Below are 14,857 nucleotides of genomic sequence, written 5' to 3' on the forward strand. Positions count from 1 at the left end.
CGTCCTGGCGGGCCGACGGAACGAGCGGACCCGGCGGGCCAAGAGGTGACGTCGTGGCGAACCGGCGGGACGAGTGGGTCGACGGGCCCCCTCGCCGTGCCCGCGCACCCGCCCCACCCGCTTCGCCGCCCTGTCCGCCGCTTCCCTCAGCCGCCCCGTCCGCCTGCCTCAGTCCACTCCCCTTGTCAGCCGTCCTCGGTCAGCCATCTCCGGCCCCCAGTCCGCCATCAGCGCCGCCCGCTGTCCGCTGTCCGCTGTCCGCTGTCCGCTGTCCGCGCATCCCTGCCACGGAAGGGGATATGAGATGCCCCAGACCACCCGCCCCACAGCAATGACCATCGGCGCAACCACACCCGCATCCCGTTCCGCATCAGCATCCCCACCCGCATCCGGAGGCCACCTCCCCTGGGAGGACCTGGTCACCTCGGCCCTCCTGGGGACCGACCGCCGCCCTCCGGCAGTACACGGCACAGGGTCGGCCGATGCCCCCGCGGTTCTGCTGGACGCCGCCGCGCTGCACACCGTGCGGCGGCGGGCCGGGCTGCTGCCCGCCGTGCCGGAGGCCCGGCCCGAGCCCGCCGCCCCGGATCCGCGCCCGGCGCTTCCGAGGCCGCCCGGCACCGGCTCGCCCACCTGCTGGCCGACCGGTCCACGCCCTCGGGCGGTGGACGGCGCGGGACCGCGCCCGACCTCACCGAGCTCATCCCGCAGTGGCTGGCCATCGCCAACCGGCGCGGCTTCCGCGCCCCGGCGGCCCTGTTGCCCCCGCTGCTGGACGCCGCCCGCGCGCGTACGGACCTGCGCCCGCAGGCGCTCGCGTTCGCCGGGCCGCGCGGCAGGTGGCTGGCCGGGCTGAACCCCGACTGGAAGTTCGCCCTGCGGGACTCCGCGCGCGGCACGCCGCAGGACGCCCTGACGGACCCGGACACGGTGGCCCGGCTGTGGGAGGAGGGGCTGTTCGCGGAGCGGGTCGCGCTGCTCGACGCGGTACGGGCACAGGATCCGCCCGCCGCGCTCGCCCTGCTCGCCACCACCTGGCCGACCGAACGGGCCGAGGACCGGCTGATGTTCCTGGATTCCCTGCGGTCGGGGCTCGGCGACGCGGACGAGCCATTCCTGGAGCAGGCCCTGTCCGACCGCAGCCGCAATGTCCGCGCCACCGCCGCCGAGCTGCTCTCCGCCCTCCCCGCGTCGGCGCTCGCCGGACGGATGGCGGCCCGCGCGCTGTCCTGCGTGCACCCGGACCGTACGGGGGACGCCGCTTCCATCGCCGTGGAGGCACCGCACGAGTGCGACGCGGGAATGCAGCGCGACGGCATCGTGGCGGTCCCGCCGACGGGCCGGGGCGAGCGGTCCTGGTGGCTCGGACAGCTGGTGGAGGCGGCCCCGCTCGGCGTCTGGGAGGTGCGGTTCGGCGGGCGCCCGGCCGAAGAGATCGTGGCCCTGCCCGTCGCCGACGACTGGGCCGACGAGCTGCACACCGCGTGGTGCCGGGCGGCGGCACGGCAGCGGAATCCGCGGTGGTCCCGGGCCTTGCTGGGACGTCCGTCGGAGCCGGTGGCGAGCGGTCCCGGGACGGCGTCGATCGCCGAGCGCTCGAAGCTCCTGGCCGTTCTGGACGAAGGGGAACGCGCCTCCTGGGTGGCCGGCTTCATCGCGGCACACGGCCTGTCGGAGGCGTTCCAGCTGCTCGGAGTGTGCACGGTCCCCTGGACCGGGCCGCTCGGGCGTGCGGTGGTCGACGCGCTCGACATCGCGCGGGACGGCGGGAGCTATCCGTGGAGCTTCAGCGGCGTGATGGGCCTCGCGGAACGCTGTCTGGATCCGGCCGAGGCCGACCGGCTGGAGGTTCTCACGGCCGCACAGGACGAGCGGGAGGGCGCGTCGCCCGGGGCCGGCGGCTATTGGTCCGAGGCCTTCCAGCGCCTGGTCTCCACCCTGCGGCTGCGCGCCGCGATGGAGGCGGAGCTGATGACCTGAAGGCCTGTTCCTGAAGGCTCTCTGATCTTGAACAACCTCTCGGGTAGGGTGGCGCGACAGTTCGAAGGGGGAGCGGATGATCAAGGGGCAAGTGCTGCGAGCGGTGGCCGTGGTGGGCCTGTCAGGGGTACTCATCACGGGATGCAACGACTCTGAAGGTGCGAATCGCTCGGACCAGCCCTCGGTCTCCTCCTCCTCGTCGATTGAGCCGGTCTCGGCGAAGGCGCAGGCTGCCGAGAAGGTGAAGCTCGCCGTTGAGGAGCGCATCTCGGTGGATGAAGGGCAGTTCGGCTCGGGCACGAACTCACCCTGCTCGACGTCGTCGCCTCAGATGTTCACTGCGCAGTGCAAGGCAGCAGCCGATGCCACGTCCGAGGCTGCCGGCCTGGCCTTGCGCGAGATCAATGGGCACCAGGGCTTCGCGACGCTCGATTCCGTCGCCCGGAAGCTCCAGGACGCAGTTCGAACCTACGGAACCTTGGGATGTGCCACGGGCCCGACGGCAGCGGACACGCGCAAGGCATGCCTGGAGTCGGCTGCTGTCATCGCGCGGGGGTTTCCGGACTTGCGGAGCGGGGCCAATCTGGGGCTGGCGGGTAAGTAGCCCCGGCAGAGACGCCGGGAACCGTTGACTGTGGACTGTGAGCGTCGGCCGCGAGCGCGACGAGGCGAGATCATGCGGCTTGCGTGAGCTGGGGTGCTTCGGGCGGGCAGCGGTCGGGGCTCTTCTTCCCGCGGGTGATCCGGCGGGTCATGAGGGTGATGGCTGCCCCGGTGATCAGGGTCTCGGAGTGCTGGACGAGTCGTTCGTAGTCGCGTGCGTGCCTCCGGGCGTGCATCGTCCAGGCCCAGGTCCGTTCGACGACCCAGCGACGGGGCAGCACGATGAAGCCTGAGGAGTCCTTCGGGCGGCTGACGGTCTTGTTCGTGAGCCATAGGTGCTTCTTCGCCCAGGTCACGAGCTTTCCCGCGTGGGCGGAGTCGGGCCAGACGATGGTGATCTCGGGGTGCATCAGGCGGAGGCGGAAGAGGACTTCCTTGGCCGCGTGACTGTCGTGGAGGTCAGCGGGGGTCACCATCACGAACAGGGGAAGGCCGCGGGTGTCGACGACGAGGTGCCGCTTGCGGCCGTTGATCTTCTTGCCCGCGTCGTAGCCGCGGGAGTCCTTCCCGACGGTCTCGGCGGCCTTGACGGACTGGGAGTCGATCACGGTGGCGACCGCTCGGGGGCCTTTTTACGCCAGCGTAGGAGCCAAGGCTCCTCAGATCGAGGCTTGGAAACAGGCACTGAGCTTGTCATTTATCCAGTTCGCCGGGGTTTCGTCCCCACCTTGTGGTGGGCGGGTCGGCTGTGCGCCTCGCCGGTGGCGAGGACTCTGCCCACGTCGTGCCGGGTGGCGGGCCGGCGGTTCTTCGAGCCGGGCGGCCTTCCCGGGCCGGGCCGGGACGGTTTCGGTGCACCGGCCGGAGAGCCGGTCTTCGCGTGCAGGTTCCTGAACCCTCTGCGGACGCGGGCGGGTGTCAGTTTGTTCGGCTCGACCGGCTTCTCCCAGGGCCTGCGGAGGTCGGTGGCCAGCGGGCGCGCGAGCCGGAGCTGGGTGTAGGCGGCGATCATCAGCCAGGTCCACCGGTCGGCCGCTTCCGAGCTGCGGAGCCGGGGCTTGGTCCAGCCGAGTGTCTGCTTGAACAGGCGGAATGTGTGCTCGATGTCGAAGCGGCGGAGGAAGGACTGCCAGCAGCGGTCGACGTCCGCCTCGGTGGCACCGGTGCGCGACCACCACAGCCAGACCGGCTTGTTGACCCCGCCGCTGGGCAGCTTCTCCACGACCAGCCGGACGACGGTGCCCTCGATGAGGGGCAGCGGGCCGTCGTGGTCGAGCCACGCGGCCCGGCGGGTCAGCCGCGGGTGCAGTCGGTGCCACGCCTGCGCGGTCGCCTTCCCGTAGAGCCGGGTGTCCGTGACCGTCAGGGCCTGCTCGGCGCCCCAGGTTATGGGGTCGCCGAAGACGAACTCTCCGCCGTGCTTGGGCGGCCGGCCGCCTTTGGGGTTGGCCAGGTGGAACTCTTCGCGGGAGGGCGTCGGACGCCGCATCACGCGATCGGACCGGAGCCGGCCGAGGATCTCGACGGGCAGGTCGTCCAGCAGGTGGGCGATGCGCGGAGCGTCGTATCCCGCGTCCAGCACGACCAGGACCTCCGGATCACCCGGCTTCCACTGACCGGCGGCGACCAGCCGCTCGACGACTTCGCGGATCTGCACGGTGGTCACCGCGGCGACGTCGGCGCCGGGCTGAAGGCGGACCGCGTCCAGCACCGCAGTCCAGGACGTGCGGCCACTCTCCAGCGCGGCCACGACCGAGTACGGCCAGCCGGGCACCATCTGATGCTTGCCCTCACCCCGCCCGAAGGTGTGGCAAAAGGCCCGGTCAGCACACGTGTTGGCGTCCGGCCGCAGCCACGGCGAGACATCTACCGCCAGCACGAGCCGACCGTCCGCCGCCCTCGGCAACAGCACCCCGGCCAGGGCACGACGCAGCCGGGCGACATCGATCCGCCCCTGGTTGAGCCCCCCGTACAGAGCTCCATGACCACGGCGGTGTTCCGGCGCAAGCGCGAGATCGACCAACGTCCGTACCGGCCCGTCCGTGCACAGCAGCGCGTCGCACAACTCGAACAACGCGTCGCCCCGCGCGGTCAGACACGAGTACAGCTCCGACCGGAAGTGTGACACTTCCGCGAACGCATCCCGCAGGACGCCCTGATGCACCAAACTCACGACCACGGCCTTCGTGCTGATCCACTCTGTGACGGAGCACAGGATCAGACGAAGGCCGCCTACGTGTCCGCTGAACTGCGAAAACGCCGATCAAGTTCGAGCCGCGTTCGACGCCGGACCATAAATGACAAGCTGAGAGCGACAGAGCCGACGGCCCGCCCGGGGGAAGCCCAGCCGACAGCCCGCCCGGGATGAGCCCAGCCGGTAACCCCGGAGGAGCCCAGCCGACGGCTCGGGGTGAGCACAGCCGACGGTCGGCCCGGGAGGAGCGCAACCGATGGCCCGCACGGGACGGACGGATCCCATGGCCCCGGGCGGGAGGGACGGAGGGACAGAGCCGATGGATGGCCTCGGGCGGGGACGAGCCCGTGCGCGGCGGGCCCGTTCCCCGGGGCCGTTCAGGTCTGGGCGGCCTGGCGGACGTTGGCGTTCACCCAGGTGACGATCTCGGTCGTCGTGGCGCCCGGGGTGAACAGCTCCGCGACGCCCAGCTTCTTCAGCGGGGCGATGTCGTCCTCCGGGATGATCCCGCCGCCGAACACCTTGATGTCCTCCGCCTCGCGGGCCTTCAGCAGCTCGATCACCTTGGCGAACAGCGTGTTGTGCGCCCCGGAGAGGATCGAGAGGCCGATGGCGTCGGCATCCTCCTGGATCGCCGTGTCGACGATCTGCTCGGGCGTCTGGTGGAGCCCGGTGTAGATCACCTCCATACCGGCGTCCCGCAACGCCCGCGCGATGACTTTGGCCCCGCGGTCGTGGCCGTCGAGCCCCGGCTTGGCCACCACCACACGGATCGGACCGGTCACACCCATCACTGCCTCCACCTGGTCTCCCGCGTCTGAAGGGACGGGGATGTGAACGAACGTTATCCACAGCATCCCGCACGCCACAGTTTCGCGGCAGGCGGGGAGGGGGAAATCACACGTGGGACATGTTCGCCAGGCGTCGTCCCCGGCATCACGCGGAGTTCCGGCCGCGCGGGGCCCGGCGCAAGGAGAGCCGCTACGAGGTCGCCGTATCACCGCGCCGCCAGCCGCACGGCACGGTGGTACGGCCCCCACGCCCCGGCCACAGCCGCCCGGCCGGTCGGCAGCACTCCTCGTCCCGCCACCCACAAGGGCGTACGGGGGCAGGAGCCGCCTCCCCCGTACGCCGGTGCAGGAGGCAGGCCGTGAAGTTCCCCCCACCCCTCCCCTCGCTGACCCGCCTCACTCACCCCGTCCGCTTACCCCGCCTCCCGGCTCTCCCCCGGCTGCCGGGGCCCCGGCTGTCGTCCGCACTCGTCGGCGCCACCGCGCTGGAGCTGTTCGTCCTCACGGGGCGGTTGGTCGTCTACCCCTTCGGGCTCACTGCCGAGCGGGGTGGGGACGCGCCCGCCGGGGCCGGACCTGCGGCAATGACCGGCCATCCGGCCACGACCGCCGCCCCACCGCCCTCGCCGCCGCCCGTCGTCCTGCTGCACGGCTTCATCGACAACCGCTCCGCGTTCGTCGTCCTGCGCCGCGCGCTGACCCGGTACGGCCGCCGCCCGGAGTCCCTCAACTACTCGCCGCTGACCCGCGACGTACGCACCGCCGCCGCACTGCTCGGCCGGCATGTGGAGGAGATCTGCGCACGCACCGGGCACGGCCGGGTCGACGTCGTCGGGCACAGCCTCGGTGGCCTGATCGCCCGCTACTACGTACAGCGGCTCGGCGGGGACCGGCGCGTACGCACCCTGGTGACGCTCGGGACCCCGCACGGAGGCACCGCCGTCGCCCCCGGGGCGGGTATTCACCCCATCGTGCGGCAGATGCGCGGCGGTTCCTCGGTGATCGAGGAGCTGCGCGGTCCGGCGCCCGGCTGCCGAACCCGGTTCGTGAGCTTCTGGAGCGAGCTGGACCAGGTCATGGTTCCGGTCGGGACGGCGTGCGTCGACCACCCCGATCTCGACGCGGTGAACGTACGCGTCACGGGCATCGGACACCTCGCACTGCCCGTGCACCCGACGGTCGCCGCCGCCGTCCGTGAGGTTCTTGATGCACCGGAGACCGGTGAGGAGGACACCCGGGCCACCGGGGCGACACCGGCCGCCTAGAAATAGAACAGCACTCGAACGTAGGACCAAGGCTCCGTCTGCCGCCCGCCGAAAGACGGTCGATTGCCCGTTTCCTGCGGACCGAAACCCGCCGAAGATTGTCGTCCTCACATACCGCCGGGTACAGTCGCGGCCACTGCTTCCCCCTGGGACACCCCTGACCGGGCCCCGGAAAAGTCCTGCTGCCGAGGCGAGAGAGACGTTGGTGAACGACCAGCACCCCCACGCCGGGCACGTCGGATACGACGACCGATCGACCGGCAGCTTCGACACCGACCCGCTCTTCGGCTCGATCCCCGGCGGCCACGACACCGGCTACGACGCCGGTCACCCCACCGCCGGATACGGCGACGGCGCCTATGACCAGGGGACGTACGGCGGCGGCTTCACCACCGCGTACGCGACCGGACAGCCGGACCACAGCGGCCAGTACGACGCCTCCGCCTGGAGCACCGGCCCCCAGCAGACGCCGGCCCACGACGGCTACACCGCCCAGGAGCACACCCCGCAGGCCCACGGCACGCAGCAGTGGGACACCTCCGGGGCCTGGCAGCAGGTCAACGACCAGGACCTGACCGGCCAGTGGGCGACCGCCGACACCGGCGCCTTCCCCACCACCGCCTTCCCTTCCGCCCCGTACGGCACGGACGCCGCGTACGGGGCGGAGGCGTACGACACCGGGACCTACGACACCGGGACCTACGACGGCGGTACGTACGACGGCGGTACGTACGGCACCGAGGCACCCGAGAGCGGGGCGCACGACACCGGGACGTACGAGACGTCCGCCTACGGGACCGGTACATACCCGGCGGACACCGCGCACGCCACCGGCGGCCACGGGGCTGACGCCTACGAGACCGGCGCGTACGCCACCACCGCCTTCGCCACCGGCGGCTACGAGACGGGCGCCTACGAGACCGGCGCGTACGGCACGGTCGGGTACGACTCCGGTGCCTACGACGCGACCGCCTGGAACTCCGGCGCCACGCCCGGGGACACCGCGTACGAACCCGAACAGACGTCGTATCCGCTGTACGAACAGCAGCAGGACCACGCGACGGAGCCCGAGGGAGCGGCCGAGGCGGACCGGACGGCCGGTGAACCGGCGGCCGACGTGTCCGCCACCGCCCGGTTCGACGTCCTCGCCCACGACGTCGCACCGGACACCGCACCGGACGTCACCCCGGCTGCGGCGGAGCAGGACGCCGACGACGACTTCCCCGCCCCGCACTCCGTGAACCGCACCGCGGCCCGTCCCCCCGCCCCGCGCAGCCGGGCCCGCCGCCGCACCCCCGCCAAACGCTCCGCCCTGCTCACCGTCGCGGTGCCCTCCGCCTGCGTGATGAGCGTCGCGGGCATTGCGGCCGCCTCGGTCGGGATGCCCGGCGGCGAGGAGAAGCCGGAGGAGACGACCACCTCGCTGGCGGTCGCCGACCCCAGCACGGTCAAGCCGGTCGCCGCGAACAACCGGCTGGACAGCCAGCTGGCGCAGCTCTCCGAGGGCAGCGACGACTTCCGCGAGCGCGCGAGCCGCACCCAGGAGCGCATCGACCTGCGGGAGCGGCAGGCGGCGGAGAAGAAGAAGCGCGAGGAGGAGGCCGCACGTCGCGAGGCGCTGCGCCCCAAGTTCTTCCTGCCGGTCAAGCAGCACGGGCTCTCCGCCTACTACGGCCAGGCGGGCGTCAACTGGATGTCCGTGCACTCGGGCATCGACTTCCCCGTCTCGTACGGCACTCCGGTGATGGCCGCGACCGACGGCACCGTACGCACCCAGCTGAACAGCGCCTACGGGGTCATGGCGATCGTCACCGCCGCCGACGGCACCGAGACCTGGTACTGCCACCTCAGCAGCACCAAGATCCGCTCGGGCCCGGTGAAGGCCGGCGACGTCATCGCGTACTCCGGGAACTCCGGGAACTCCACCGGCCCGCACCTGCACTTCGAGGTCCGGCCCGGCGGCGGCGCGGCGATCGACCCGCTGGTGTGGCTGCGCAGCAAGGGCCTCAACCCGGCCTGACGGCACGCACGGGAGCGGGGGAGGGCTTCGACGGCCCTCCCCCGCTCCCGTGCCTTCCGGCCTACAGCTTCTCGACCGGCGCGTACCGCAGGAGCAGCTTCTTCGGGCGGTCGTCGCCGAAGTCGACCGTCGCCTTGGCCTGGTCGCCGTGGCCCTCGACGGCCGTCACCGTGCCCAGGCCGAACTGGTCGTGCGTCACCCGGTCCCCGACGGCCAGGGCGACCGTCGGCTTGTCCGAGGAGCGCCGGGTCGCGAAGCCCGAGGGGCCGGAGCGGGAGCGGGAGGAGGACAGCGAGGACGTGATGCCGGAGGTGGGACCGGCGGGGGCGGCCATCGGGCCCTTGCGCTTCCACTCCAGGTGCGCCTCCGGGATCTCCTCCAGGAACCGCGACGGCGGGTTGTACGAGGGCTGGCCCCAGGCGCTGCGCATCGCGGCCCGGGTCAGATAGAGCCGCTCGCGGGCGCGGGTGATGCCGACGTAGGCGAGGCGGCGCTCCTCCTCCAGCTCCTTGGTCTGGCCGAGGGCCCGCATGTGCGGGAAGACGCCGTCCTCCAGGCCGGTGAGGAAGACGACGGGGAACTCCAGGCCCTTCGCGGTGTGCAGGGTCATCAGCGTGATGACGCCGGAGCCGTCCTCGTCCTCGTCGGGGATCTGGTCGGAGTCCGCGACGAGCGCGACCTTCTCCAGGAACTCCGCGAGCGTGCCCGCGCCCTCCTCCTCGCCGCGCTCCTGCTCGAATTCGAGAGCGACGGCGGCGAGTTCCTGGAGGTTCTCGATGCGGGTCTCGTCCTGCGGGTCGGTGGAGGCCTGGAGCTCGGCGAGATAGCCCGTGCGCTCCAGGACGGCTTCCAGCACGACGGCCGGTCCGGCGCCGGACTCGACGATCGTGCGCAGCTCCTCCATCAGCGTGTTGAACCGCTTGACGGCGTTGGAGGAACGGGCCGCCATGCCGTACGCCTCGTCGACGCGGCGCAGCGCCTGCGGGAAGGAGATCTTCTCGCGCAGCGACAGGGCGTCGATCATGGCTTCGGCGCGGTCCCCGATGCCGCGCTTGGGGACGTTGAGGATGCGGCGGAGCGGGACGCTGTCCTCGGGGTTGGCGAGGACCCTCAGATAGGCCAGGACGTCCCGGACCTCCTTGCGCTCGTAGAAGCGCACGCCGCCGACGACCTTGTAGGGCAGGCCGACGCGGATGAAGACCTCTTCGAAGACACGGGACTGGGCGTTGGTCCGGTAGAAGACGGCGACGTCGCCCGCCTTGGCGTCGCCCGCGTCGGTGAGCCGGTCGATCTCGTCGGCGACGAACTGCGCCTCGTCGTGCTCGGTGTCGGCGACATAGCCGGTGATGCGGGCGCCGGTGCCGGCGTTGGTCCACAGGTTCTTCGGGCGGCGGCTCTCGTTGCGCTCGATGACGGCGTTGGCGGCGGAGAGGATCGTCTGCGTGGAGCGGTAGTTCTGCTCCAGCAGGATCGTGGTCGCGCTCGGGTAGTCCTCCTCGAACTGGAGGATGTTGCGGATGGTCGCGCCCCGGAAGGCGTAGATCGACTGGTCCGCGTCACCGACCACGCACAGCTCGGCGGGGGCGTCGTCCTCGCCGGCCGGGCCGACCAGCTCACGGACCAGCGTGTACTGGGCGTGGTTGGTGTCCTGGTACTCGTCGACGAGGACGTGGCGGAAGCGGCGGCGGTAGTGCTCGGCGACGTCCGGGAAGGCCTGGAGGAGGTGGACCGTCGTCATGATGATGTCGTCGAAGTCCAGGGCGTTGGCCTCGCGGAGGCGGGCCTGGTAGAGCGCGTACGCCTGGGCGAGGGTCTTCTCGAAACCATCCGCGGCCTGCCCGGCGAAGGTCTCCTCGTCGATGAGCTCGTTCTTGAGGTTGGAGACCTTGGCGGTGAAGGACTTGGGCGGATAGCGCTTGGGGTCCAGGTCCAGATCGCGGCAGACCAGGGCCATCAGGCGCTTGGAGTCGGCGGCGTCGTAGATCGAGAAGGACGAGGTGAAGCCGAGCTTCTTCGACTCGCGGCGCAGGATGCGGACGCACGCGCTGTGGAAGGTCATGACCCACATGGCGCCCGCGCGCGGACCCACGAGCTGCTCGACGCGCTCCTTCATCTCGCCCGCGGCCTTGTTGGTGAAGGTGATCGCGAGGATCTGCCCGGGGTGCGTGCCGCGCTCGGCCAGCAGGTGGGCGATGCGGTGGGTGAGCACCCGGGTCTTGCCGGAACCGGCCCCGGCGACGATGAGCAGCGGGGATCCGGCGTGCACGACGGCGGCGCGCTGCTCGGTGTTCAGTCCTTCGAGCAGCCCGGCGGAATCGATTGCCGGGCGCGGGTGGCCGTCCCGGTAGTACCCGTCGCGGGGCGGCGGGGGCGCGTCGTAGACACCCTCGAAGAGTCCCTCCGGCACCGCTTCGGGCGCGTGGTCCTCGGGGGGCGGCGGGGGGCCGTCCTCCGCGGGCTGGAGGCCGGTCAGGAAACTGTCGTCAAAGAGGCTGCTCATCGCCTCCCGAGTCTAGGCGGCCGGACCGACAACCTTCCGCCGAAGCCGGGAAGCGGTCGGCAGCGGCCGCCGGGACCCGGGGAACCGCCCGCCCGTCACCCGTACGCACGGAGAGCGGACGTCCACGGTCCGTGAAGGACGGCCCGGTCGGAGGGGGTGCCGGACCTCCGATCCGGACAGGTCACGAAAATGTATCGGGCATATCGCTCATCGTCCTTCCCAGCGGTGGGGCGCTTTGGCTAGCGTGCTCGGTCAGGTGATCCGTACCTCCCTGAGGCGAACCGCGCCTGACGGACACCTCTGCCGAATCCGCGCCGCCTCCCCGGCGGTCCGGAACCGGGGACCCACACGCAGCACCGGGGTGAATCGGCCCGCACTCCCGTATGCGGACCGTAGGACAGCCTTCCGTTCCGTCCGAACCCGACAGCTAACCCGGTAGGCGGTCCACGGAAGGAGATGCCGGTCTTGGCATCGCATCGCAAGCCGCGCACGAAGGTGCGCACCACCACCCCCGCCGTCGGACTGACGACGGCCGCGCTGGCCTCGGTGACGCTGCTCTCCACGCAGAGCGCCACGGCGGCGCCCGCGGAGCCGAAGCCCGCCATCGAGGACGTGCAGAAGAAGGTCGACGCCCTGTACCGGCAGGCGGGCACGGCCACCCAGGAGTACAACCGGGCCAAGGCCGCCTCCTCGTCGCAGCAGAAGAAGGTCGACGGGCTGCTCGCGGACGTGGCGAAGCGGACCGAGAAGATCAACGAGGCGCGCCGGGCGCTGGGCTCCTACGCGGCGGCCCAGTACCGCAGCGGCGGCATCGCTCCCACGGCGACGTTCTTCCTCGCGGACGACCCGCAGGGGTACTTCGACCAGAGCCGGCTGATGGACCGGGCGACGCAGCGGCAGCAGATGGCCCTGAGTGACTTCCGTACGCAGCAGGCCTCGGCGGCGAAGAAGCGCGCGGAGGCCGTGAAGAGTCTGGAGACCCTCACCGAGACGCAGGCCACGCTCGCCTCCAGCAAGAAGGACGTCCAGGCCAAGCTGACCGAGGCGCGCGAGCTGCTGTCCCGGCTGACCGCCGAGGAGAAGGCGCGGCTGGCGGAGCTGGAGCGGCGGAAGGAGGCCGAGGCGAAGGAGAAGGCGGCGAAGCTGGCCGCCCGCCAGGCCGCCGAGGCGAAGCAGAAGGCCGAGGCCGAGGAGCAGGCCCGCGAGGAGGCGGCGCGGGATTCCGGCGGCGGTCCGGGATCCGGATCGGGCACCGGTACGGGCACGGACACGGGGTCCGGGTCCGGTACGGACAGCGGTTACGCCGCCAAGGCGGAGAAGGTGCTGGCCTTCGCCCGCGCCCAGATCGGCAAGCCGTACGTGTGGGGGGCCTCGGGTCCCGCCAGCTACGACTGCTCGGGGCTGACGCAGGCGGCCTGGCGGGAGGCGGGCGTGACCCTGCCCCGGACCACCTGGGACCAGGTCGAGGTCGGCACGCGGGTCGCCACGTCCGACCTCCGGCCCGGGGACCTGGTGTTCTTCTACGACGACATCAGCCACGTCGGCATCTACAAGGGCGACGGGATGATGATCCACGCCCCGAAGCCCGGTGCGAACGTGCGCGAGGAGTCGATCTACTACATGCCGATCTACGGGAGCGTCCGCCCGGCGTGACCCGGTGTCCGGACCTGAGGCCGCCCCCCGGACGACCGGGACCGGCCTCAGGTCCAGACCGTGGCGATGAAGATGTTGGCGGTCGTCAGGGCGCCGACCGCGATGAACGGGCCCTTGCCCGTCTTCTCCTCGTCGCGCTTGACGTAGACCAGGGCGAGGATCACGACCAGCAGCGCCAGCTTGATACCGACCTTGACGTTGTTCACGGTCTGGTCGTCGGCCTGGTTGAGGCCGACCAGGACCATGCCGGTGACCAGCATGGTCAGCGCGCCGTGCAGCATCGCGGGGGTGAAGCGCGCGGCCCCGGACCCCATGGCCTTCATCTGCGTCAGGAAGCCGCCCAGCAGGGAGGCGATGCCGATGATGTGCAGGGCGACGAAGACATTGATGAGTACGTCCATGGCTCGGCAGCCTAGCCATGGCCAAAGTTTTACCCTTCAGTGAGGTAAGCCTTCCTCGCCCGCCCCCGGCCTCTCTCCCCCCTGATGGCTCGGCCTCCTTGACGGCTTCGGCCTCTTTGCTGCATTCGGCTTCCTTGCCGCCTACGGCTTCCTTGCCGCCTTCGACTTCCTTGATCGATTCGATCATCCGTGACCGGCGAAACGTCACATCAGGGCAATACCTGTCATGGCGACTCTTTTCCCCTCGCCAGGATTAGCGTCCATCCCGGACCCGCCGCCGTTTCCCGGCGGACAGCCGAGAGGAAGGATGCCGCCCCCGTGGCAGCGCACCGCAGGTCAGCTCATCGAAAACCCAAGCAGCGCCCGCTCTTCGGCCCTGCTGCCCGCACCGCCGCCACCCTGGCGCTCGCCGGGGCCGCCACCGCCGGATCGGTCACCGGTGCGGGGGCGGCCCCCGCCGAACCGGCCCCCACCGCGGACCAGGTGAAGGCGAAGGTCGACCGGCTCTACCACGACGCCGAGGTCGCCACCGAGAAGTACAACGGAGCGAAGGAGAAGGCGGATGCCGCCACCCGCGCCGTCGACGCCCTGACCGACGAGGCCGCCCGCCGCACCGACCGCCTCAACACCGCCCGGCACGCGCTCGGTTCACTGGCCACCGCGCAGTACCGCTCCGGCACCCTGGATCCGGCCCTGCAACTGGCGCTCTCCTCCGACCCCGACGCCTATCTGCAACGCGCCTCCTACCTCGACCGGGCGGGCGACCGGCAGAGCGGGCTGCTGCGGAACATCAAGCGGCAGGTCTCCCGGATCTCCCAGGTCAAGGCCCGCGCCGACGAGGAGACCGAACGCCTCGCCGCCCGGCGCACCGAACTGCGCGAGCACCGCGCCGCGATCCGCACCAAGCTGGCCGACGCCCGGAAGCTGCTGGCCACCCTGACCGCCGACGAACGGGCCGACGTCGAACGCGCCGCCGACGCCCGGCACGGCGGCGGCCCGGTCCACGCCGACCGCTCCACCGCCCGCAGCGGCCCCGCACCGGCCACCGGCTCCCGCGCCGGGCAGGCCATCGCCTTCGCCCGCGGCGCGATCGGCAAGCCGTACGTCTGGGGCGCGACCGGACCGAACGCCTTCGACTGCTCCGGCCTCACCCAGGCGGCCTGGAAGGCCGCGGGGGTCAGCCTGCCGCGCACCACCTACACCCAGATCAACGCCGGACAGCGCATCCCGCGCTCCCAACTGGCCCCCGGCGATCTGGTGTTCTTCTACTCCGGGATCAGCCATGTCGGCCTCTACATCGGCGGCGGCGAGATGATCCACGCCCCGCGTCCGGGAGCACCGGTGCGCATCGCGCCGATCGACCAGATGCCGTTCGCGGGCGCGACCCGGGTGGCGTAGCCCCGGGCCGCGGCGCCAGGCGCCATGCGCCGGCACCGGGCTCCCGCACCGG

Annotated in this window: 9 protein-coding genes, 2 pseudogenes and 1 riboswitch; of the genes and pseudogenes, 6 read left to right on the plus strand and 5 right to left on the minus strand. The window is 71.6% G+C overall.

From position 1 onward, the window contains the following. The first annotated feature begins 304 nt into the window (after positions 1–304). Together KME66_RS11890 and KME66_RS11895 are read left to right on the plus strand one after the other, a co-directional pair. Positions 305–1,980: pseudogene (locus tag KME66_RS11890) on the plus strand (DUF5691 domain-containing protein). A 76-nt stretch (positions 1,981–2,056) separates the two neighbouring features. Then, on the plus strand, positions 2,057–2,584 hold the full coding sequence (locus tag KME66_RS11895; RefSeq protein ID WP_216321754.1) for a hypothetical protein: 528 nt from the start codon (positions 2,057–2,059) through the stop codon (positions 2,582–2,584). A gap of 130 nt (positions 2,585–2,714) precedes the next feature. Here the strand turns inward: KME66_RS11895 and KME66_RS11900 are convergent. From KME66_RS11900 to KME66_RS11910, 3 genes and pseudogenes are all read right to left on the minus strand, one after another. Beyond that, a pseudogene (locus KME66_RS11900) lies at positions 2,715–3,215 on the minus strand (transposase); the annotation flags it as partial. 65 nt (positions 3,216–3,280) lie between these two features. Beyond that, a complete protein-coding gene (locus KME66_RS11905) occupies positions 3,281–4,756 on the minus strand; it encodes an NF041680 family putative transposase (RefSeq protein ID WP_253208309.1) in 1,476 nt (491 codons plus the stop codon). Between the two features lie 398 nt (positions 4,757–5,154). After that, positions 5,155–5,568: a cobalamin B12-binding domain-containing protein gene (locus KME66_RS11910; protein ID WP_010058670.1), complete on the minus strand. Its 414-nt coding sequence runs from the start codon at positions 5,566–5,568 to the stop codon at positions 5,155–5,157. 359 nt (positions 5,569–5,927) lie between these two features. Here KME66_RS11910 and KME66_RS11915 point away from each other — a divergent pair, with 359 nt between their 5' ends. Together KME66_RS11915 and KME66_RS11920 are read left to right on the plus strand one after the other, a co-directional pair. After that, positions 5,928–6,833 (plus strand): alpha/beta fold hydrolase, encoded by a 906-nt coding sequence (locus tag KME66_RS11915; protein ID WP_216321755.1) that lies wholly within the window; start codon positions 5,928–5,930, stop codon positions 6,831–6,833. A gap of 205 nt (positions 6,834–7,038) precedes the next feature. After that, complete coding sequence (locus KME66_RS11920; RefSeq protein ID WP_216321756.1) at positions 7,039–8,853, plus strand: M23 family metallopeptidase; 1,815 nt, start codon at positions 7,039–7,041, stop codon at positions 8,851–8,853. A gap of 61 nt (positions 8,854–8,914) precedes the next feature. Here KME66_RS11920 and pcrA read toward each other — a convergent pair whose 3' ends face one another. Next, positions 8,915–11,353: a DNA helicase PcrA gene (pcrA, locus tag KME66_RS11925; protein ID WP_216321757.1), complete on the minus strand. Its 2,439-nt coding sequence runs from the start codon at positions 11,351–11,353 to the stop codon at positions 8,915–8,917. Positions 11,354–11,655: 302 nt separating this feature from the next. After that, positions 11,656–11,811: riboswitch (cyclic di-AMP (ydaO/yuaA leader) on the plus strand. Here pcrA and KME66_RS11930 point away from each other — a divergent pair. Continuing rightward, the gene (locus KME66_RS11930; protein WP_073227667.1) at positions 11,810–13,006 is read left to right on the plus strand and encodes a C40 family peptidase; all 1,197 of its coding nucleotides are present in this window, start codon (positions 11,810–11,812) and stop codon (positions 13,004–13,006) included. Its footprint overlaps the riboswitch before it by 2 nt. Positions 13,007–13,053: 47 nt before the next feature. On the opposite strand, the gene KME66_RS11935 is transcribed toward KME66_RS11930, so the two are convergent. Next, positions 13,054–13,407 carry a hypothetical protein gene (locus KME66_RS11935; protein WP_216321758.1) on the minus strand — a complete coding sequence of 118 codons (354 nt, stop codon included), beginning with the start codon at positions 13,405–13,407 and terminating at the stop codon, positions 13,054–13,056. A 318-nt stretch (positions 13,408–13,725) separates the two neighbouring features. Here KME66_RS11935 and KME66_RS11940 point away from each other — a divergent pair, with 318 nt between their 5' ends. Further along, on the plus strand, positions 13,726–14,805 hold the full coding sequence (locus KME66_RS11940) for a C40 family peptidase (RefSeq protein WP_216321760.1): 1,080 nt from the start codon (positions 13,726–13,728) through the stop codon (positions 14,803–14,805). Positions 14,806–14,857: the final 52 nt, after the last annotated feature.

It is taken from the genome of Streptomyces sp. YPW6, from assembly GCF_018866325.1.
In the GTDB taxonomy this organism is placed as follows: Bacteria; Actinomycetota; Actinomycetes; order Streptomycetales; family Streptomycetaceae; genus Streptomyces.